At 67.1% G+C, this 18,699-nt stretch carries 20 protein-coding genes; 3 read left to right on the forward strand and 17 right to left on the reverse strand.

Annotated features, from left to right (window positions below; translation table 11 throughout):
* Nucleotide 1 precedes the first annotated feature (1 nt).
* The 8 genes from ACSHZY_RS02755 to ACSHZY_RS02790 all read right to left on the reverse strand — a co-directional run bounded on the left by ACSHZY_RS02755 (nucleotide 2) and on the right by ACSHZY_RS02790 (nucleotide 6,887).
* Nucleotides 2–835: a YihY/virulence factor BrkB family protein gene (locus ACSHZY_RS02755; RefSeq protein WP_435165053.1), complete on the reverse strand. Its 834-nt coding sequence runs from the start codon at nucleotides 833–835 to the stop codon at nucleotides 2–4.
* A gap of 38 nt (nucleotides 836–873) precedes the next feature.
* Nucleotides 874–2,079 carry a capsule assembly Wzi family protein gene (locus tag ACSHZY_RS02760; protein ID WP_435165056.1) on the reverse strand — a complete coding sequence of 402 codons (1,206 nt, stop codon included), beginning with the start codon at nucleotides 2,077–2,079 and terminating at the stop codon, nucleotides 874–876.
* A gap of 63 nt (nucleotides 2,080–2,142) precedes the next feature.
* Nucleotides 2,143–4,053 (reverse strand): polysaccharide biosynthesis protein, encoded by a 1,911-nt coding sequence (locus ACSHZY_RS02765; protein WP_435165059.1) that lies wholly within the window; start codon nucleotides 4,051–4,053, stop codon nucleotides 2,143–2,145.
* An 84-nt stretch (nucleotides 4,054–4,137) separates the two neighbouring features.
* Nucleotides 4,138–4,752: a sugar transferase gene (locus ACSHZY_RS02770; RefSeq protein ID WP_435165061.1), complete on the reverse strand. Its 615-nt coding sequence runs from the start codon at nucleotides 4,750–4,752 to the stop codon at nucleotides 4,138–4,140.
* Nucleotides 4,749–5,465: an NAD-dependent epimerase/dehydratase family protein gene (locus tag ACSHZY_RS02775; protein ID WP_435165064.1), complete on the reverse strand. Its 717-nt coding sequence runs from the start codon at nucleotides 5,463–5,465 to the stop codon at nucleotides 4,749–4,751. Before ACSHZY_RS02775 ends, ACSHZY_RS02770 begins: the two co-directional genes overlap by 4 nt.
* Nucleotides 5,455–5,847: a MarR family winged helix-turn-helix transcriptional regulator gene (locus ACSHZY_RS02780; protein WP_435165454.1), complete on the reverse strand. Its 393-nt coding sequence runs from the start codon at nucleotides 5,845–5,847 to the stop codon at nucleotides 5,455–5,457. The genes ACSHZY_RS02775 and ACSHZY_RS02780 overlap by 11 nt, the downstream gene beginning before the upstream one ends.
* Nucleotides 5,848–5,902: 55 nt before the next feature.
* Entirely contained in the window at nucleotides 5,903–6,154 is a 252-nt protein-coding gene (gene grxC / locus ACSHZY_RS02785) for a glutaredoxin 3 (RefSeq protein WP_435165067.1), read from the reverse strand.
* Nucleotides 6,155–6,182: 28 nt separating this feature from the next.
* On the reverse strand, nucleotides 6,183–6,887 hold the full coding sequence (locus tag ACSHZY_RS02790; protein ID WP_435165070.1) for a ComF family protein: 705 nt from the start codon (nucleotides 6,885–6,887) through the stop codon (nucleotides 6,183–6,185).
* A gap of 24 nt (nucleotides 6,888–6,911) precedes the next feature.
* Here ACSHZY_RS02790 and ACSHZY_RS02795 point away from each other — a divergent pair, with 24 nt between their 5' ends.
* Together ACSHZY_RS02795 and hemH are read left to right on the forward strand one after the other, a co-directional pair.
* Nucleotides 6,912–7,694 carry a methyltransferase domain-containing protein gene (locus tag ACSHZY_RS02795; RefSeq protein WP_435165073.1) on the forward strand — a complete coding sequence of 261 codons (783 nt, stop codon included), beginning with the start codon at nucleotides 6,912–6,914 and terminating at the stop codon, nucleotides 7,692–7,694.
* Between the two features lie 49 nt (nucleotides 7,695–7,743).
* Nucleotides 7,744–8,757, forward strand: coding sequence for a ferrochelatase (hemH, locus tag ACSHZY_RS02800; RefSeq protein ID WP_435165076.1), 1,014 nt, complete (start codon nucleotides 7,744–7,746; stop codon nucleotides 8,755–8,757).
* Nucleotides 8,758–8,832: 75 nt separating this feature from the next.
* Here the strand turns inward: hemH and ACSHZY_RS02805 are convergent, their stop codons facing one another.
* Nucleotides 8,833–9,027, reverse strand: coding sequence for a hypothetical protein (locus tag ACSHZY_RS02805; protein ID WP_435165457.1), 195 nt, complete (start codon nucleotides 9,025–9,027; stop codon nucleotides 8,833–8,835).
* Nucleotides 9,028–9,174: 147 nt separating this feature from the next.
* Nucleotides 9,175–9,780: a L,D-transpeptidase gene (locus ACSHZY_RS02810; RefSeq protein ID WP_435165079.1), complete on the reverse strand. Its 606-nt coding sequence runs from the start codon at nucleotides 9,778–9,780 to the stop codon at nucleotides 9,175–9,177.
* Nucleotides 9,781–9,940: 160 nt separating this feature from the next.
* On the opposite strand from ACSHZY_RS02810, the gene ACSHZY_RS02815 reads away from it, so the two are divergent.
* Entirely contained in the window at nucleotides 9,941–10,477 is a 537-nt protein-coding gene (locus tag ACSHZY_RS02815) for a CAP domain-containing protein (RefSeq protein WP_435165082.1), read from the forward strand.
* 34 nt (nucleotides 10,478–10,511) lie between these two features.
* On the opposite strand, the gene ACSHZY_RS02820 is transcribed toward ACSHZY_RS02815, so the two are convergent.
* The 7 genes from ACSHZY_RS02820 to ACSHZY_RS02850 all read right to left on the reverse strand — a co-directional run bounded on the left by ACSHZY_RS02820 (nucleotide 10,512) and on the right by ACSHZY_RS02850 (nucleotide 18,694).
* The gene (locus ACSHZY_RS02820; RefSeq protein ID WP_435165086.1) at nucleotides 10,512–11,018 is read right to left on the reverse strand and encodes a L,D-transpeptidase family protein; all 507 of its coding nucleotides are present in this window, start codon (nucleotides 11,016–11,018) and stop codon (nucleotides 10,512–10,514) included.
* Nucleotides 11,019–11,097: 79 nt separating this feature from the next.
* Nucleotides 11,098–12,336: a class I SAM-dependent RNA methyltransferase gene (locus ACSHZY_RS02825; RefSeq protein ID WP_435165089.1), complete on the reverse strand. Its 1,239-nt coding sequence runs from the start codon at nucleotides 12,334–12,336 to the stop codon at nucleotides 11,098–11,100.
* Nucleotides 12,333–14,180 carry an ABC transporter ATP-binding protein gene (locus ACSHZY_RS02830; RefSeq protein ID WP_435165092.1) on the reverse strand — a complete coding sequence of 616 codons (1,848 nt, stop codon included), beginning with the start codon at nucleotides 14,178–14,180 and terminating at the stop codon, nucleotides 12,333–12,335. The genes ACSHZY_RS02825 and ACSHZY_RS02830 overlap by 4 nt, the downstream gene beginning before the upstream one ends.
* Complete coding sequence (locus ACSHZY_RS02835; protein WP_435165095.1) at nucleotides 14,177–16,018, reverse strand: ABC transporter ATP-binding protein; 1,842 nt, start codon at nucleotides 16,016–16,018, stop codon at nucleotides 14,177–14,179. Before ACSHZY_RS02835 ends, ACSHZY_RS02830 begins: the two co-directional genes overlap by 4 nt.
* A gap of 57 nt (nucleotides 16,019–16,075) precedes the next feature.
* Nucleotides 16,076–17,188, reverse strand: a complete 1,113-nt coding sequence (locus tag ACSHZY_RS02840) for a CCA tRNA nucleotidyltransferase (protein ID WP_435165098.1) — start codon at nucleotides 17,186–17,188, stop codon at nucleotides 16,076–16,078.
* Nucleotides 17,185–17,727 carry a CoA pyrophosphatase gene (locus tag ACSHZY_RS02845; RefSeq protein WP_435165101.1) on the reverse strand — a complete coding sequence of 181 codons (543 nt, stop codon included), beginning with the start codon at nucleotides 17,725–17,727 and terminating at the stop codon, nucleotides 17,185–17,187. Before ACSHZY_RS02845 ends, ACSHZY_RS02840 begins: the two co-directional genes overlap by 4 nt.
* The gene (locus tag ACSHZY_RS02850; RefSeq protein WP_435165104.1) at nucleotides 17,717–18,694 is read right to left on the reverse strand and encodes an Hsp33 family molecular chaperone HslO; all 978 of its coding nucleotides are present in this window, start codon (nucleotides 18,692–18,694) and stop codon (nucleotides 17,717–17,719) included. Before ACSHZY_RS02850 ends, ACSHZY_RS02845 begins: the two co-directional genes overlap by 11 nt.
* Nucleotides 18,695–18,699 lie beyond the last annotated feature (5 nt).

Below are 18,699 nucleotides of genomic sequence, written 5' to 3' on the forward strand. Positions count from 1 at the left end.
CCTACAACCGGCGAAGGGCGGCGCGATCGGCATCGACCGCCGCCCCCAGCAGGATCGCGAAGCCCGACAGGTACATCCACATCAAAAGCGCGATCACCGCCCCGATGGAGCCGTAGACCTGGTTGTAGCTGTGGAAGTTCGACAGGTAGAAGACGAAGCCCCGCGACACCAGCGCCCACAGCACCACCGCCGTCACCAGGCCCGGGGTGAAGATCGGGCGTCGTTCCCCCTTGGGCCGGTTGGGGCCCAGACGATAGACCAGCGCGATCCCGAACACGACCAACGCCAGCCCCAGCGCGAAGTTCAGGTATTCCAGCAGCAGCCCCGCCACGGGACCAAGGGGAAGATACCGGATGATGACGGGGATCACGACGGCCAGCGTCATCGCCGCCAGCACGATTCCCACCAGCGTGCAGGTCAAGATCAGCGACCGCACCGTGTGCATCACGCCCCCCCGCTGCGGCAGGTGATGGACTGCGTTGATGCCGGAAATCAGCGCCGACACCCCCGCCCGTGATGACCACAGCGCCAGCATGACCGACACGAAGGTGGCCCATCCCAGATCGCGGGAATTGGCCGCCAGCAGCGCTTCCACCTGTTCGGAGATCAGGCGGAAGGCGTCCGTCGGCAGGAAATCCTGCGTGGCGGCCAGCTGGCCCCGGATGACGGTGGGATCGGCCGCGAAGCCCCAGATCGCGATGACCATGGCCACGGCCGGAAAGATCGACAAAAGTCCGTAAAAGGACATCCCGGCCGAGATCATGAACAGATCCGCGACCTCGATCCGTTTTTGCAGCCGCAGCAGCCAGCGCCAGGTGGAATGCCAATGTGTCATCCCACCTGCTTAGGGCCGGGACCGCGCGCGGGCAACGATCAGAACGTGCGTGCCACGCGCAGTGCGACGCCAAGGCCACGGTCCGTGTCGGCGCGGTCCAGGTCGTAGGATTGGTAAAGGACATCGCCCGTCACGCTGAGGCCGTTCCACGTCTTCGTCGCGCCCACCCGCGCCACCGCACCATCCACGGCGGTGGAGGACAGGCGGTGGTCGTCCCGCCCCGTCACGTTGATGTCGTGCCAGCCCACCGACCAGTGCACCGCCACCTGCGGCAGGGCATGTTCGACCTGCAGCTGCACCATGTGGGAATCCGTGTCCAGCGGCAGGCCCATGACATCGCCGTGGTTCGTGTAGCCGCCCGGATAGGCGCCATTGTTGTAGGCGGTGCCCGATCCGCAATTGCCGTTGCCGGATTCGGAAATCTCGGTCGTGGCGCCTTCCAGGGTGACGGTGGTGGGAACGCCCAGCACCTGCCCCTTTCCTTCGATCCCGCCCAGATACATGAAGCAGGACGGCAGGCCGCCGGCCTCGTCCTCCCCGATCGCCTGGGCGTAAAGGCGGAGGGGCGCGACGCTGTCGGGCAAGGTGTAGGACAGCCCCAGACCGGCCAGCTGGTTCGCGTCGGACCCCGCCCCTTCGTTGGAGTTGCCCCCCAGCGCGTCCGAAAGCGAGGAGGAGCCGGCGCCATATTGCGCCACGCGCACCAGATCGATTTCCAGCCCCTCCACGGGCTGAAGCTGGAATCGCATGCCCAGAAGGTTCACATCGTCCTCCCCGTCCACCTGGGTTCGGCCTAGGAAGATCTCGCCACTCCATGGCCCCAGCCAGGACAGCAGGGGCGTGTCGAAGCGCGAAAAGCCGTCCTTGCGCACATAAGCCGAGGCGAAGGGACGGGCGTTCGTTGACAGGATCAGGGAGGTGAAGCGCGACGGCGACCAGTTGCGATCCACCGCGCCTACGCCAAAGGCGAAGTCACCGGCATGCACCTCGGCAAAGCTGTGGTCCAGCCGCAGGCCGTCGCCGTCATCCTCGGCCGACAGGGTCAGGCCAAGGGCGTAGCGGTCGGTCTTGCGCGCGAAGGCCACGCCACCGGCGGCGTGGTCCCCGAAGCCCAGCATCTGGCGCTGTCCCAGCACGGGATGGGTCGATCCCCCGGCGAACACCGTCCAGGTGTCCTGCGCGAACGCGGCCGGAGCCAAGGCGCAGAGCACGCCCGCAAGAGCCAGAGTCTGTTTCGCAATCATCTTCACCGTCCGTCTTCTTGTTGTTCACCATCGATAGGACATGCCCTTTCGGAGAGAAAGAGCTTACGCGGTGCTGGCCAGAATAACCGAGCCTTCCGGCTGGAAGCCTTCCACCCAGCGGGCCAGAAGGGGAAGAACCGCCGCCTCGTCCCCGGCGGCCAGAAGATTGCGCAGACTGCGCAGGGCCAGCGCGGTTTCCGCCTCGGACAGGCAGGTTTCGCGGGCGCGCAGGATCTTGGGATGAGGGGTAGCCAACAGCCCGTTGCCGAGCAGAAGCTCCTCATGCAGCTTTTCGCCGGGGCGCAGGCCGGTCACCACGATCTCGATGTCGCCGTCCGGGTTGCCGGCGTCGCGCAGGGTGCAGCCCGCCGCCTCGATCATCTGGCGGGCCAGTTCGCCGATGCGGATCGGCTGGCCCATGTCCAGGACAAACACCTCGCCCCCACAATCCTGACCGGAAAACGCCCCCGCCAGCATCACCAGACGCGCAGCCTCGGCGACGGTCATGAAGAAGCGCGTCACGTCCGGATGCGTCAGGGTCACGGGGCCGCCGCGGGCGATCTGGTCGCGGAACAGCGGGATCACCGACCCCGAGGAGCCGAGGACATTGCCGAAACGCACCATGGAGAACACGGTGCCGGAGGACCGTGCAGCCAGATCCTGCACCACCATCTCGGCCAGGCGCTTGGAGGCGCCCATCACGCTGGTCGGACGCACCGCCTTGTCGGTGGAAATCAGGATGAACCGTTCCACCCCGGCGTTGCGGGACGCTTCGGCAAAGCTGCGGGTGCCCAGCACGTTGTTGGCCAGACCGGCCAAGGGGTTCGCCTCCACCAGCGGAACGTGCTTGTAGGCGGCGGCGTGAAACACCACCTCCACCCCGTAGCGGCGCATCACCATCTGCGTCAGGCGCGTGTCGGTGACGGTGCCCAGAACCGGCACGATCTCCACCTTCAGGTCGCGGGCGATGTCCCGCAATTCCCGGTCGATGGCGTAAAGGGCGTATTCCGACACCTCGAACAGGACAAGGCGGCGGGGGCGCGCGGTCAGAAGCTGGCGGCACAGTTCCGACCCGATGGACCCGCCGGCCCCGGACACCAGAACCACACGGTCGGTGTAGGTCGCGGCCCCTTCCGGGCGTATGGGGTCGATGACCGGCCGGTTCAGGAACCGCCCCGGCGTCACCGGGGCCAGATGGTCGACCAGCGCCTCCTCCCCCACCAGCTGCGCAAAGGACGGCAAGGTCATGACCTTCAGGCCCTGATCCTCCAGCCGCCGGGCCAGTTGCACCTGACGCGCGGGGGAAGCCGAAGGCATCGCCAGCAGCACCCGGCTGACATCGTGCCGACGCGCCAAAGTTCCAATACGGTCCGGCGCCATGACGCGAAGGCCGGAGATCGACAACGTTTGGAGGGCAGGATTGTCGTCCACAAAAGCCACGGGCACGATGGTCGGATGCGGACGCAAGGCTGCGGCCAATTGTACACCAGTGGTGCCCGCACCATAGATCAGCACCCGGTTCGGCGGCCGTCCCTGCCGTAGCACCCGCCGCAACATCGACAGCATCGAAAGACGCGTGCCCACGGACATCAGAAACCACAGAATTCCCAGCATGATCGACAGTGTGGGGGGCAATACGCCGCCTTTGAAGACCAGACATATCGCCGAACTGGCCGTCAGCAGAAACGCTGCAAAGGCCAGCGTCGTCATGCCTTGCGTTTCGATGGCCTTCAACTGGATGCGGTGAAGGCGCGTCATCATGGACACCAAGCCCGCAAGAATCGCCACGACCGGAAGAAACGCCGGAAGCGCTTCACGCCATGCGGGGGGAACGTCGGCATCATGAATCAGCATGATAGCGGCCACCAAGGCCACAGGCGCCAAGACTGCATCGATGCAAAGCAGAACGGCCTGCTTTTGCGGGCGCGTCATCGCCGCGACAAGGCGAAAAGCGTATTCACGCGAGACGGACATTCGCGGCGATCTCCGGATTTGCCGCCATGTTTATGTCATAGAAGTTAACGAAAAGTTAACATGAAGTTAATTTATTATCGGGAGTCAGCCACGCCTCAAAACACGGCATGCGGTGGCGGCCATCACCGCCATGTCCATCCGCAGCCCCGCATGGCGCTGATAGATCAGGTCCAGCCGGGCCTTACGGGGGATCGACCGGCGGCAATACACCGCGTCCGTTTCCTCGGGCGTGGCGCAGGCGGACAGGATCCGCTCCTCGAACCGGTGGATGTGGAGGGAGGCGAGGCCCGTGATGCCCGGCCGACTGCGCAGCACTTGCGCGTAAAGCTCCGGGAACCGTTCGACATACTGGCGCAGGGGTGGGCGGGGGCCCACAAAGCTCATGTCGCCGCGCAGCACGTTCCACAGCTGCGGAATCTCGTCCGCGCGGGTCTTGCGCAGCAAGCGTCCAAGGGGGGAGATGCGGTTCGCCTTGTCGCCGCCGGACACCCCCGCCTCGCCGGGACCGGCAGGGCGCATGGTGCGCAGCTTCCACAGCGCGAAGGGCTGGTGCGGCGCCTTCATCCGTTCCGCCACATAGAACAGCGGCCGCCCTTCCAGCGCCAGCAGCACAAGGCAAAGAAGCGCGAAGGGCACCGCCAGCAGCACCGCCAGCACAAGGGCCAGCACGATGTCGAATAGGCGCTTGCGCAGGGTCATGCCCGCCACTCCGTCACCATGCGGGCCGGATCGGCGGGGGGCAGCGGACAAAGCGCCTGCAGGCGGCGCGTGTCCAGGCCGACGCGGGGTATGGCGCCTTCGCGTGTGGAGCCGAACCGCCAGGGCAAACGGGCGGCGTCCAGAAGCGCGCCCATGCTGACCGGGGGCGGTTCGGCGATGTTCAGGATGCGCGGCAGATCAGCGGCGGCGAAGAGATGCGCCAGCACCCGTGCCAGCGTCGCGGGCCCGATATAGGACCGGACGGGACCCTCAACCCCCACCGGATCCAAGATAACCTCGCCCGTGGCACGGCCCAGAAGGGCATCGGCCCCCGCAACATTCCCAAGCCGCAGGATCACAGCAGGGCCCGGCAGGGCCTCCATCTGCGCCTTGGCCTGACCGTAGGCGTTCACGGGGGCCAGAACGGTATCCTCGGCGAAATCCTGATCCCCCGGCCCGTAAACGGCGGCCGAGGACATGAGGAACACACGTGCCCCCCGCCTTGCCCCTTCCGCAATGGCGGCGGCGGCTGTGGCCACGTTGTCGTCCAAGGGACCGGCGGGATCGGTGACGCCGGCAAGGTTCAGGATCGTGCCGCCGCGCCCTTCGGGCCAAGCCTGCCCCCGCGACAGCCAGACCGCGTCGGGCCAGCGGGGGCGCAGAAGGCGGGCCAGACGTCCGGTCGCGCCGGTGACGATCAGGTCACTCGGCATGCTCGAACCGGGTGCGCATCTCGCGCAGGACGGGCAGGACGGCGCGGATCTTTTCAGGGCCAAGGGCGCGGACCACATCGCCCACGGCGGGCACGATCGCGCTCAGCGCCGCGTCGCGCGCCTGACGCCCCGCCGGAGAGATTGCGACGAACTTGCGCCGCGCGTCGTCCCAGTCGGGGCGGATGTGGATGTGGCCCGCCCATTCCAGCTTGGCCAGCGTGTTCGTCATGGCGCCGCGCGTGACGCGGAAGGACTTGGCCAGCTGGGCCGGGGTCCGCTCCTCCCCTATCCGCGCCAGATGGTTCAGCACACCGAAATGCGACAACTCCATCCCCTTCGGCAGCACCTTGGAGATGCGGGTGCGGGCAAGCTGATCGGCCATGAACAGCTCGCCGAACAGGGCGATGGCGATGTCGTCGATGCGGTCGGTCACGGGCTCAGGCCAAAAGCGGGTCCAGGCCGCCCCGCGCGTCCAGGGCGTGCAGATCGTCGGAGCCGCCAATATGGACATCGCCCACGAAGATCTGCGGCACCGTGCGCCGCCCGGCGCGTTCGGTCATCTTCGCGCGCAGGTCGGGATCGCGGCTGACGTCGATCTCGGTGAACGTCACGCCCTTGCGCGCCAGCAGCGCCTTGGCCGCATGGCAATAGGGGCAGGTCGGCGTGGTGTAGATCTCTACGGATTTCATGGGAACGCTCCTTCGCTTTCCCCTTTATCTAGGGTCTTTTGTCCACCCGCGCCAGCACCACCACCGACACGTCGCTGGCACCCGCGTCAAGGCACGCCTCGGCCGCGGCGGCCAGGGTGGCGCCGGTGGTCATCACGTCGTCCACCAGAAGGATGTGGCGCCCTTCCACCTGCGCGGGGCGGCGGACGCGCAGGGCGCCGGTCATGTTCTCGAACCGGCCCTGCCGGTCGTGGCCGTCCTGCGTGCCGGTATGGCGCGTGCGCAAAAGAAGATCAGGCGCGTGGGCCAGCCCGGCCGACCGCGCCAGCGCGCGCGACAGCAGCGCCGACTGGTTGTAGCGACGCCGCAGTAGCCGCAGCCAGTGCAGCGGCACCGGGGCCACAATCATGCCCGCCGTCAGGATCGGCTCGGCCGCCCGGGCCATCCAGCGGCCCGCCGGACGCGCCAGATCCTGCCGGTCGCCATGCTTCAGCGCCAGGATCATGCGGCGGGCGTTCTCGCCATAGGTCAGGGCGGCGCGGCCCTTGCCCCATGGCGGCTGCAGGGTGCGGCAATCGTCGCAGACGCCCGCCTCCTCCCCCAGCGCGGGGGCGCCGCAGCGGTCGCAGACGGAGCCGGAGATGAAGGGCGTGTCGCGCCAGCAGGCACCGCACAGCCCGTCCGAGCCGATCACCTCGTTGCAGCACAGACAGGTCGGCGGATAGAACAACCGCACCGCCGCTTGCATTCCCATATCCGCACCCTCACATCTTCACACATGACGCCGCAGCTGACCGACCGCCACGCCCTTGCCCTTCACCGCGCCCGCGCCACGCGGGACGCTCTGTTCCTGCACGAGGCGGTGGTGTCAGAGGCGCAGGAAAGACTGATCGAGGTTAACAGAACGTTTAATGACGCCGTCGTCGTGACGCCTTTCCCCGACCTTTGGCCCGGTTTCCGCACGATTCCCGACGCGGAGGTACTGGATCTGGGGCCGGACTCGCAGGACCTCGTGATCCACGCCCTGTGCCTGCACTGGGCCGACGATCCGGTCGGCCAGATCGTGCAGGCCCGCCGTGCCCTGCGCCCCGACGGGCTGTTCCTGTGCGCGACCTTGGGCGGCCAGACCCTGCACGAGCTGCGGGCCGTTCTGGCGGAAGCGGAGGCCGCGGTCACCGGCGGCCTGTCCCCCCGCGTCTTGCCGATGGGAGAGATCCGGGATCTGGGCGGGCTGGTCCAGCGCGCGGGTCTGGCCCTGCCCGTGGCGGATTCCGACACCCTGACCGTGCGCTACCGCGACGCGCTGCATCTGATGGGGGATCTGCGGGCCATGGGCGAAACCTCAGCCCTCGCCGAACGCCCGCGGCATTTCACCCGCCGGACGGTGCTGATGGAAGCCGCCGCCCGCTATCAAGCCGCCTTTGCCGACGCCGAAGGCCGCATCCCTGCCACGTTCGAGATCGTGTGGCTGACTGGCTGGGCTCCGCATGAAAGCCAGCCCCAGCCCCTGCGACCCGGATCGGCCACCCACCGTCTGGCGGACATCCTTCCCAAGCATTGACGCCCCCGCTCAGGCGCGTATCTCCACCTCAGCCAGATTGGAGCCGCGCATGTCCCCCCTACCCCCCGACCATCCCCCTGTCAAACCCCGCCGCATTGGGGTTCTTCTTGCCAACCTCGGCACGCCTGACGGCTACGACTATTGGAACATGCGCCGCTATCTGTCGGAATTCCTGTCGGACCGCCGCGTGATCGACTATCCGCGCTGGAAGTGGCAGCCGCTTCTGCAGACTGTGATCCTGGCCAAGCGGCCCTTCACCTCGGGCGCGAACTACAAGTCGATCTGGAATCACGACAAGGGCGAAAGCCCCCTGATGACAATCACCAAGGCGCAGACCGCGGCGCTGGCAGCCGAACTGCCCGAAGTGATGGTCGATTTCTGCATGCGCTACGGCAACCCGTCCACCGAGTCGAAGGTCCGCGCGATGGTGGAGGCGGGCTGCGACAAGATCCTGTTCGTGCCGCTGTATCCGCAATACGCCGGCGCCACGACCGCGACGGCCAATGACGCCTTCTATGCCGCCGTGACCAAGATGTTCCGGGCGCCCGCCGTCCGCACCCTGCCCGAATATTTCGAGCATCCGGCCTACATCGCCTCGCTGGCCGAGTCGGTGCTGGAGGCGTGGGACAAGCTTGATTCGAAACCGGAGGTGCTGCTGGCTTCCTATCACGGAATGCCCAAGCGTTACCTGATGCAGGGCGATCCCTACCACTGCCAGTGCCAGAAGACGACGCGCCTGCTGCAAGAGGCGCTGGGCTGGGACAAGGGCATGATCCAGACCACATTCCAGTCCGTCTTCGGGCCGGAGGAATGGCTGAAGCCCTACACGGTGGAGCATGTGGCCGAACTGGCCAAACAGGGCAAACGCCACATTGCCGTAGTGGCGCCCGCCTTCTCGGCCGACTGCATCGAGACGCTGGAGGAGATTCAGGGCGAGATCCAGGAAGCGTTCCTGCACGCGGGCGGTGAAACCTTCACCTACATCCCCTGCCTGAACGATCGGCCCAGCCACGTGTCGGCCTTGGGGCAGATCATCCGCGAACAGCTTCAAGGCTGGATGTAATCGAACCGGCCACGGGAGAAAAGGAAAAGGCGGTGGATCGCTCCACCGCCTTTCCCTATTTCGTTTCCTAAAGAATTAGGAAGCAGCGGCAGCAGCCACAACCAGCAGCAGCAGCAGCGGAACAACAACGCCAGCCGACGACGACGACGTGTTTTCTTCGACGACGGCCGGAGCCATCACCGGTTGCTCCATGACGGGCTCTGCCATGCCGCCAGCGAAAGCGGACGAAGCTGCGACCGAGAGAGCGGCGGCGAGTGCGATTTTCTTCATAATGACCTCCAGATACTGCTCAACGTCTTTTGTTTCAGAGGCGACGTTTCGCATCCAAGACTGTTCCTCGTAATGAAATGCATAAGCATCTCGGGAACGTGAATGCAATCGGGAGGTTCTGGTTCCCGCAAAGACTCCGACGTGTTGTCAAATTAGCAACACCTGCGTGCCCACTTTCGACAGGCTGTACAGTTCCACGATATGCTCGTTGTACAGGCCCACGCAACCGTTGGACGACGCGCGCCCGATCTTGCGCGTGTCATGCGTGCCATGGATGCGGTAGTACTGCCACGAAAGATAAAGGGCGCGCACACCCAACGGGTTGTCGGGCGCACCTCCCTGAACGACCTCCGGCCATTCGGGGTTCCGTTCGCGCATGGCGGGGGTCGGGCGCCAGGACGGATTCTCGCGCATCTCCACCACCTGGGTCTTGCCGCGGCGGGTCAGATCCTCGGACAGGGGGATGGAGCAAGGATAAAGCTTGTAGATCGTCTGGTCTTCGGACCAGAAGTGCAGCGCGCGCGACGTCAGGTCGACCAGAATCGCCCCGTTGCGCGTGTTGTCGAAATGCTTGCGCCAGTCCAGCATGCGGAAGCTGGAGATGTTCGAGCGGGTGGTGGCCGCCGGTTCCATCTGCGTGGAATTGGCCATGTTTCCGGCTTGCTGGGCCAGGGCCGGCAGCGCGAGGGAGCCTGCGCCCATCGCGGCGGCGGCGCCCAGAAGCGCGCGGCGGTTCAGTTTCACGTCGCTCATCCTCAAACTCCTCATTGACCCGGGTGGGAACGGTGCAGCGCGCAGCATAGCGTTGCCCGTGCCTTTCGGCAAATCACGAACGCCTTGTCACGCAGAGTTGCGTTTGCCCCGCACCCCGTCGTTCGCTATGTAGTGCCTAAGAACCTTTGACGGGACAGTCATGAAACACCTCTCCATCCTAGCGATCTGCGGGGTCGTCGCCCTCTCCGCCTGCTCTTCCGGTACGGCACCGTCCCTCGGCGGTCCCCAGGTCTACCGCATCAGTGCAAGCCAGGAGGCCGAGGTCACGTATCGCATGCTCGATTCGGTCAACTCGCTGCGTCAGGCGCGCGGGCTGGCCCCCTTGCAGCTGAACTCCGCCCTGACGGCGGCCGCGGCCACGCATTCGCGCGACATGTCGGTGCAGAACCGCCCGTGGCATTTCGGCTCCGACGGCTCCTCCCCCTTGGTGCGGGCGCAGCGCGCGGGCTATACCGGCACCCTTCTGGGCGAAGACATCTCCGAAACCTACCAGACCGAGATCGAGACGCTGGGCGAGTGGATGAAGGAAGTCGGCACGCGCGAGGTCGTCCTGAACCCCGCGGCCACCGACATGGGCTTCGCCTGGTTCCAGGAACCGTCGGGCAAGCTGTGGTGGACCATCGTCACCGGCTCGGGCGGCGGTGGCTACACGCCGCAGATGGCCATGGCACAATAAGGAAAAGGCCCCGGATGTCCGGGGCCTTTTTCGTTCAGGGCAGGATCTGGATGACGGTGCCGTCGCGGATCATGGCATAGACGTCCTCGATCTCGGCATCCGTCACAGCGATGCAGCCGGCGGTCCAGTCCGCCTGACGCTTCGGGCCGGGCGAGTCGCCGTGGATGAAGATGTCGCCCCCCGGCAGCTTGCCATTGGCCAGCGCGTTGATGCGGTCGTTGGCGTTCGGATAGGACACGCCCAGCGACAGGTGGAACGCGCTGTTGGGATTGCGGCGGTCGATGAGATAGGTGCCCTCGGGCGTCTTGCCGTCGCCTTCGAACTGCTTGTGACCCTGCGGCTGGAAGCCCAGCGCGATGTCGTAAACCTTCACGACCTGCGTGCCGCTGATCATGTACATCTTGCGCTCGGCCTTCTGGACCTGGATCCGCGTGATCGGCGGCCCGTCATAGGTCTTGAACTTCGACGGCGGCTGTCCACCGCCGCAGGCCGCAAGACCCAGCACAAGTGCCAGCATCATCAGGATTTTCACTGCCCGCATTTTTTCTGCCATTTCTGGTGTTTTGCTTGGAATACACGCGAATCGGGCGGTCTGCCTAGCAAGGATTCACACGTGCCGCTCACCTCCGTGTGAAGCGTGCGGCAAGTTCCACATGGCTGGACCAGCGGAACTGGTCCACGACCTCCACCTCCTCCAGCGCAAAGCCCGCCGCGATCAGAAGACGCGCGTCACGGGCAAAGGTGACCGGGTTGCAGGACACCATGGCGATCACGGGGACCACGCTGCGGGCCAGCGCCTTCACCTGCGCCTCGGCCCCCGCGCGCGGGGGGTCGATGACCACGGCGTCGAAGCCCTTCAGCTCGTCCGGTTCCAGCGGGCGGCGGAACAGGTCGCGCGCTTCGGTTGTGACGCGCTTCAACCCCTGCGCCCCGCGCCAGCCACGGTCCAGCGCCGCGGTCATGGCCGCGTCACCCTCCACGGCATGAACCTCGGCATTTTCGGCCAAGGGAAGCGCGAAGGTGCCGGAGCCTGCGAAAAGGTCCGCAACCCGTTTTGCAGACCCGACCGACCGGCGCACGAAGGCCAGAAGTGCGGCCTCCCCCGCCGCGGTGGCCTGCAGGAAGGCTCCGGGCGGGGGCGACACGCGGGCGGGGCCGAAGGCTTGGGCGGGCGGGTTGCGCAGGGCGATCACCTCCCCCTCCCACGCCAGGCGGGACAGGCCGAAGCGTTCGGCCAGCTGCGCCAACTCGCCGTGCAGGACGGGATCCAGCGGCTTGCCGCCCGTCACCGCCACATCCGGCCCGCCAAGGCTGTCGGTCACCGTCAGCGACAGTTCCGCCGTGCGCGATCCGCCGGCCTTCACCAGCGCCTCCAGCGCAGGGAAAGCGGCCTTCAGCGTGGGCGTCAGCAGCAGGCAGTGCGGCACCGCCACCAGCGTGTCCGAGGCGCGGGCGTGAAAGCCCAGAAGCGCCCCGCCCTTCGTACGCCGCCCGTGCAACGTGGCGCGGCGGCGGGTGAAGGCTGGCGACGTCTGCACCTCGCCCACCGGCGCCTCCAGCCCTTGCCCGGCCAGTGCGGTGACGACCACCTCGCGCTTCCAACCCGCCACGAAATCGTCCGAGGCGTGTTGCAGCGAACAGCCGCCGCAGGTGCGGTAATGCGGGCACGGCGCCTTCACCCGGTCGGTGGACGGCGTCAGGATCGTGGGCGTGTCCATGCGGTCGCCGATGACCTTGCCTTCCACCTCCTCGCCCGGAAGGATGCGCGGAATGAAGACGGGGCCCGAAGGCCCCCCCGTTCCGGAAATATGGGCAACCGCGTCCCCGCGATGCCCCAGTCGCTCCGCAACCAGTCTCATTCCGCCGCCTCATCCAAGCCAAGGAAGCCGCCGCTTTGCCGGTTCCAGTAGCGGGCGTAAACCCCGTTTTTCGCCAGCAGCTCCTCGTGGCCGCCTTCCTCGACAATGCGGCCCTTTTCCAGCACCACGATCCGGTCCATCTCGGCGATGGTGGACAGGCGGTGGGCGATGGCCAGCACGGTCTTGCCCTCCATCACCTTTTCCAGCGCCAGCTGGATGGACGCCTCCACCTCGGAATCCAGCGCCGAGGTCGCCTCGTCCAGCACCAGGATCGGCGCGTCCTTCACGAAGGCGCGGGCCAGCGCGATCCGCTGGCGCTGCCCGCCCGACAGCTTCACCCCCCGTTCGCCCAGATAGGCGTCATAGCCGGTGCGGCCCTGATGGTCGCTCATCGTTTCAATGAACTCCTCGGCCTCGGCGGCACGGGCGGCGGCGTGCAGGTCGTCCTCGCTCGCCTCGGGCCGACCGTACAGGATGTTGTCGCGGGCGGAACGGTTGAACATCGCCGTTTCCTGCGTGACCATTCCGATCTGGCGACGCAGGGATTCCTGCGTGATGTGGCGCACGTCCTGCCCGTCGATCCGCACCGCGCCCTTTTCCACGTCGTAAAGCCGCAGCAGCAGCGCCACGAGCGTGGATTTCCCCGCCCCCGAGGCGCCGACGATGCCCAGCTTTTCCCCCGCGCGGATCGACAGGTTGATGTCCTGCACCCCGCCATGCCGGCCGCCATAGGTGAAGGTCACGCCGTCGAACGCCACTTCGCCCCGGATGGCGGGCAGGGCCGCGGCCTCGGGCGCGTCGGGCAGCTTGTGGGGCTTGGCCAGCGTGTGCATCGCGTCCTCCACCTCTCCGATGGAGGTGTAGATGGACATCAGCGTGAAGCTGACCCAGCCCGACATCTGCGCCAGCCGCAGCGCGATCGCCCCCGCCGCCGCCACATCCCCGATTGAGGCCGCGCCCCGCTGCCACATCCACAGCGTGCCGCCGATCAGGATCACCGGCAGCAATCCCGACAACAGCATCAGCGCCGACCGGAAGAAGGTGGAGATGACGCCGAAATCAAGGCTGCGGTCCCGGAAGGTGCCCATGGATTGAAGGGCGACCCGGTCCTCGAACGCGTCATGGGCGAAGAGCTTCACGGTCTTGATGTTGGTGATCGTGTCCACGACCTGCCCCGACACCATGGCCCGCGCCGCCGCCCGCGCGGCCGAATTCTTCCGGATGCGTGGCATGAAATACTTGATCAGCCCGGCATAGGCGATCAGCCAGACCGCCAGCGACGCCGCCAGCCACCCGTCCACCGAAATCAGGAACAGCGCCGACCCGATGACCGAGGCGAGCGCGAAGGCCACCGTGTTGATCGTTTCGGCCGCCACATCCGTCACGGCGCGCGCGGCCTGCATCTGCTTCTGGCTGATGCGGCCCGCAAAATCGTTGTCAAAGAAGGTGACGTCCTGCCCCATCGTCCAGCGGTGCAGGCGCGACAGCACCAGGGGGAACAGGTTCGGCTGCACCATGATCGCGTTCGACGCCGAGGACAGGCCGAAGAAGAACGGCCGCAGCAGCACGAAGAACGCGGCAAGGCCCGCAAGGATGTACCAGCCGTTCGACCACAGCGCCTCCGGCCCCGCCGCCTGCGCCCCGTCGATCACCCAGCCAAGGATGGAGGCCGAGATCACCTCCAGCGAGCCGGTGAGGCAGGAGATCACCGCCGCCAGCACCAAGGCCGGCCAGGATCCCTTCAGGCACCACAGGAAGAACCGCCCCAGCGTGCCGGGCGGTTGCCCGTCGGCGGGGCGGAAGGCGTCGATCAGGCCGCCCAAGCGGCGCAGAGTGCTGTTCATGCGTCCTCGTCCGTGTCGATGAACCCGCCGGATTGGCGTGCCCAGAACCGGGCATATAGCCCTCCTTGCGCCAGCAGGTCGTCATGGGTGCCGATTTCGGCGATGCCGCCCCCGTCCAGAACAAGGATGCGGTCCATATGCGCGATGGTGGACAGCCGGTGGGCGATGGCGATCACCGTCTTGCCCGCCATCACCCCGTAAAGCGAATCCTGAATGGCCGCCTCCACCTCGCTGTCCAGTGCCGAGGTCGCCTCGTCCAGCACGAGGATCGGGGCGTCCTTCAGGATCACGCGGGCCAGGCCGATGCGCTGGCGCTGGCCGCCCGACAGCTTCACGCCGCGTTCGCCCACCTGCGCGTCGTAACCCTGCCGCCCTTCGCCGTCCTGAAGCGTCAGGATGAAATCGTGCGCCTCGGCGCGTTTGGCGGCTTCGATCATCTCCTCCTCGGTTGCGTCGTGACGGCCATAGAGGATGTTCTCGCGCACACTCCGGTGCAGCAGGCTCGGGTCCTGCTGGACCATGCCGATGGCGCGGCGCAGGCTGGATTGCGTGACCGACGCGATGTTCTGCCCGTCAATGCGGATCGCGCCCCCTTCCACATCGTAGAAACGCAGCAGCAGCTTCACCAGCGTGGACTTCCCGGCCCCTGAGCGGCCAACCACGCCCAGACGCTCGCCGGGCCGGATGGTCAGCGTCACGTCCTGCAGCCCGCCCGAGGAGCGGCCGTAATGATGCGTCACGTGGTCCAGATCGATGCGACCTTCGGTCAGGACCAGATCGGGCGCCCCCTTTGCGTCGGTCAGGGCGATGGGCTGGGCGATGGTTTCCATCCCTTCCGCAATGGTTCCCAAGGACTGGAACAGCTGCTGCGTGGCCCACATGATCCAGTAGGTCATGTTGTTCAGCCGCAGCACCAGCGCCGAGGCGGCGGCCACCACCCCCGCCGTCGCCGCGCCCTGATACCACAGAAGGATCGCCCAGCCGATGACCGCCACGATCATCGCCCCGTTGATGACGGTCAAGGTGATGTCCATGCGGCTGACGATCCGCATTTCATGCGCGAAGGTCTGGCGGGCGTGCTCGATGGCTTCCTGCGCGTGGGCGTCCTCGCGGTCGTCATGGGCGAACAGCTTCACGGAATGAATGTTGGTGTAGGCGTCCACGACCCGCCCCGTCACGGTCGACCGCGCGTCCGACGACGCCTTGGCCGCCGGCCCCGCGCGCCGGACCGTCCAGCGCATCAGCAGCCCGTAGGAGGCGAACCAGATCAGGAGCGGCACCATCAGGCGCGGATCCGCCTGCCCCAGCACCACAAGGCTGCCGACCGCCGTCGTGGCGGCGAAGGCCACCGCGTCGAACACGTTGAACACCGCATCCCCCGCCGCCGGAGGGGTCTGCATGATGCGGTTGGCCAGCCGGCCGGCGAAGTCGCTTTCGAACCATCCCACAGGCTGGCGCAGAACGTGCCGGTGGGCGCGCCAGCGGATCAGCGTGCCGAAATTGGGCAGGATGGTGTTGTGGAGCAGCGCGGTGTTCGCCGCCGCCGCCAGCGGGCGCAGGAACAGGACGGCCAGGGCCACGCCGATGATCTCGGTCCCGTGGCTGGCCCAGACGTCTTGCGGGGTGCCGGTGGCCAGAAGATCCACCACGCGCCCCACATACCAGATCAGCGCCAGATCGGTCACCGCCACCACCACCGACAGCGCGCCCGTCACGGCGAAGACCTTGCGGAACGGCTGCATGTAGCCCTTCAGGAACGGCCAGAGCCGGTTCGGAGGCGTGTCGGTCAGGTCGTAGGGTGCGTAGGGATCGACGAGCCGTTCGAAGAAGCGGAACATGAAGGGGCCTTTCGCGTGCCCTGTGGATATAGGCGCGGGGGCCCGCAGGGAAACCGTTCAGCCCAGAAGCTGGTCCTTTGTCAGCCGGAAGCCGGACGCGATCCAGCGCGACTCCAACTCCCGCAGCCGATCGCCCAGCGCGGGGCCCGACAACGCGGGCATCAGGTCGCGCGCGGTCACGGGGAAGGTTGCGGCGGCGGCCTCCTCGATCCCCGACAGGTCGGGGGCCGCACCGATCAGCGCCCCGCGCACAAGGCCCACGTTCCGCGCGAGGTCGGCCCCGTGGCGGAAGGCCAACGCACGAAGATCCTCCCCTTCCCGCGCGGCGGTGGCGAGGCGGGTCAGGCGGGCGGTTTCGGCCCGCGACAGGCGCAGGTCGGCCTCGGTGGTCAGCACCGCCAGGCGGCGGATGGGATCGGGCGGAAGGTCGCCTTCCAGATGCACCAGCACCGCAAGTGGCTTCGGATCGGCCCCCGGCAGCACATGGTGCAGCACCCCCACCGCCACCATGGAGGCGATGGCGGGGGCCGGATCACGGGCGGCCAGCAGCTTCTTCATCTCCGCCCCCACCCGCTCGCGCGACAGGGTGTCGATGCCGTCCGCATGTTCCGCACAGGCGGCCAAGCCTTCGGCGTCCGGCCCGCCGTCGCCATAGATCGCGTGAAAGCGGAAGAAGCGCAGGATGCGCAGGTAATCCTCGGTGATCCGCGCGGCCGGTTCCCCGACGAAGCGGACATGGCGGGCCATCAGGTCCGGCAGGCCGCCCAAGGGGTCGAGGACGGTGCCGTCCGCCTCCGCATACAAGGCATTCATCGTGAAGTCGCGCCGCGCGGCATCCTCGGCCACGCTGTCGGTGAAGGCGACGGTGGCGTGGCGGCCGTCCGTGTCCACGTCGCGGCGGAAGGTCGTGATCTCGTACGGATGGCCGTCGGACAGGACGGTGACGGTGCCGTGGTCGATACCGGTGGGGATTGCGCGCAGGCCGGCGGCCCGGGCCAGTTCCATCATCCGTTCGGGACGGGCGTCGGTGGCGAGGTCCAGATCGGACACGGGGGCGCCCAGCAACGCGTTGCGCACGCAGCCGCCCACGAACAAGGCCCGATGGCCCCCGGCGGCCAACATGGTGCAGACAGGTTCGGCCAAGGCCAGCCAGTCACCCTTGATCTTCATCTCATCCTCAGCGCCAGACCGCGCAGGATGTCGGCGGTTGCGCCCCAGATGTAATAGGGACCCCATGGGGCGGTCCAGTAGGTCCGCCGCCGACCCGACCACAAACGCGACTGCGGCGCATAGCGCGACGGGTCCAGCACGTGGGCCAAAGGAACCGCGAACACTTCCTCCACCTCCCCCGCCTGGGCGAAGGGGGTGAAGGGGCCCGTGATCTCGGCCAGAACCGGGGTGATGGCGAAGCCGGTCACGGTGTCCTGCACCGGCAGCGTGCCCAGAACGGTGACAGCGGCGTGGGGCAGGCCCACCTCCTCCTCCGCCTCGCGCAGGGCGCAGGCAGTGGCGTCGGCGTCGATCGGGTCCTGCTTGCCGCCCGGCAGCGCGATCTGCCCCGGGTGGTGCCGCAGGCCCGAGGCGCGCTTGGTCAGCCACAGCCGCCCGTCCTGCACCGCCAGCAGCACGGCGGCCGGCTTCAGCGAATCCGGCCGTGAAACCTCTGGCGCAGGGCGCGCCAGAGCGGCGATCAATGCGTCACGCGTCATCCCCGCGACGCCCCAGGGTGGCCGGATCCAGATCGTAATGCGCGCCGCAGAACTGGCAGTCGGCGGTGACGGTGCCGTCCGGGGTGATCATCTCGGCGATCTCCTCGGCCGGATAGGGTTCCAGCGCGGCGCGGACCTTGTCCTCGGAACAGGAGCATCCGAAGCGCAGGGGCTGGCTGTCGAAGACGCGGGGGCCTTCCTCGTGGAACAGCCGCACCAGCAGGTCGGTGGGCGCGAGGGAGGGACCGATAAGCTCCAGATCCTCCACCGTGTCCAGAAGGTAGTTGGCGCGCATCCAATTTTCGCCCTCGTCCCCGTCCAGAATGTCGGCATGCGTCAGAAGGCCGCCCTCCCCCGAAGCTTCGCCCACCGAAGGAGAGGCTTTGGGCATGTGCTGCAGCATCACGCCGCCGGCGCGCCAGCTTTCCGCACCGCCCGGCACCTGCGACCGGCCAAAGGACAGTTCGAACCGCGTGGGAAGCTGTTCGGACTGGGCAAAATACGTCTCGGCGCATTTGGACAGCGACCCGCCGGAAATGGGGGTGATGCCCTGATAGGGCACGGTTCCCTCCCCTTGGTCAATCAGGATGGCGAAATAGCCCTCGCCCAACTGCTCGAACGCGGGGGCGTCGGTCAGCTGGTCCGCCTCGAAGCTGGCATAGGCGCGGATGCGGGCAGCCTGCCCGTCATCGGTGGGGCCGTAATAGTCCGTCGCGATCAGCTTCACCGCGCCGTTTCCACGGATCTGCAGCGACAGCTTCCAGCGCAGCTTGATCGTCTGGCCGATCAACGCCGTCAACAGCGCGGATTCGGCCACCAGCGCCTCGATCAGCGGGGGATAGGCGTGTTTCGACAGGACCTGATCCAGAACGCCGTCCAGTCGCACGACGCGGCCGCGGATGTCCGAACGGTCAAGCTGGAAGGGAAGGACGGTGTCGTCCCATGCGATTTGCGATCCGATGGTCATGGGGT

The organism is Falsirhodobacter sp. 1013, from assembly GCF_051195255.1.
GTDB lineage: Bacteria > Pseudomonadota > Alphaproteobacteria > Rhodobacterales > Rhodobacteraceae > Falsirhodobacter.

Coding starts and splice junctions, on each gene's coding strand:
- ACSHZY_RS02755 (WP_435165053.1), bottom strand. CDS start 835: ATGACACATTGGCATTCCACCTGGCGCTGGCTGCTGCGGCTGCAAAAA.
- ACSHZY_RS02760 (WP_435165056.1), bottom strand. CDS start 2,079: ATGATTGCGAAACAGACTCTGGCTCTTGCGGGCGTGCTCTGCGCCTTG.
- ACSHZY_RS02765 (WP_435165059.1), bottom strand. CDS start 4,053: ATGTCCGTCTCGCGTGAATACGCTTTTCGCCTTGTCGCGGCGATGACG.
- ACSHZY_RS02770 (WP_435165061.1), bottom strand. CDS start 4,752: ATGACCCTGCGCAAGCGCCTATTCGACATCGTGCTGGCCCTTGTGCTG.
- ACSHZY_RS02775 (WP_435165064.1), bottom strand. CDS start 5,465: ATGCCGAGTGACCTGATCGTCACCGGCGCGACCGGACGTCTGGCCCGC.
- ACSHZY_RS02780 (WP_435165454.1), bottom strand. CDS start 5,847: ATGGCCGATCAGCTTGCCCGCACCCGCATCTCCAAGGTGCTGCCGAAG.
- grxC (WP_435165067.1), bottom strand. CDS start 6,154: ATGAAATCCGTAGAGATCTACACCACGCCGACCTGCCCCTATTGCCAT.
- ACSHZY_RS02790 (WP_435165070.1), bottom strand. CDS start 6,887: ATGGGAATGCAAGCGGCGGTGCGGTTGTTCTATCCGCCGACCTGTCTG.
- ACSHZY_RS02795 (WP_435165073.1), top strand. CDS start 6,912: ATGACGCCGCAGCTGACCGACCGCCACGCCCTTGCCCTTCACCGCGCC.
- hemH (WP_435165076.1), top strand. CDS start 7,744: ATGTCCCCCCTACCCCCCGACCATCCCCCTGTCAAACCCCGCCGCATT.
- ACSHZY_RS02805 (WP_435165457.1), bottom strand. CDS start 9,027: ATGAAGAAAATCGCACTCGCCGCCGCTCTCTCGGTCGCAGCTTCGTCC.
- ACSHZY_RS02810 (WP_435165079.1), bottom strand. CDS start 9,780: ATGAGCGACGTGAAACTGAACCGCCGCGCGCTTCTGGGCGCCGCCGCC.
- ACSHZY_RS02815 (WP_435165082.1), top strand. CDS start 9,941: ATGAAACACCTCTCCATCCTAGCGATCTGCGGGGTCGTCGCCCTCTCC.
- ACSHZY_RS02820 (WP_435165086.1), bottom strand. CDS start 11,018: ATGCGGGCAGTGAAAATCCTGATGATGCTGGCACTTGTGCTGGGTCTT.
- ACSHZY_RS02825 (WP_435165089.1), bottom strand. CDS start 12,336: ATGAGACTGGTTGCGGAGCGACTGGGGCATCGCGGGGACGCGGTTGCC.
- ACSHZY_RS02830 (WP_435165092.1), bottom strand. CDS start 14,180: ATGAACAGCACTCTGCGCCGCTTGGGCGGCCTGATCGACGCCTTCCGC.
- ACSHZY_RS02835 (WP_435165095.1), bottom strand. CDS start 16,018: ATGTTCCGCTTCTTCGAACGGCTCGTCGATCCCTACGCACCCTACGAC.
- ACSHZY_RS02840 (WP_435165098.1), bottom strand. CDS start 17,188: ATGAAGATCAAGGGTGACTGGCTGGCCTTGGCCGAACCTGTCTGCACC.
- ACSHZY_RS02845 (WP_435165101.1), bottom strand. CDS start 17,727: ATGACGCGTGACGCATTGATCGCCGCTCTGGCGCGCCCTGCGCCAGAG.
- ACSHZY_RS02850 (WP_435165104.1), bottom strand. CDS start 18,694: ATGACCATCGGATCGCAAATCGCATGGGACGACACCGTCCTTCCCTTC.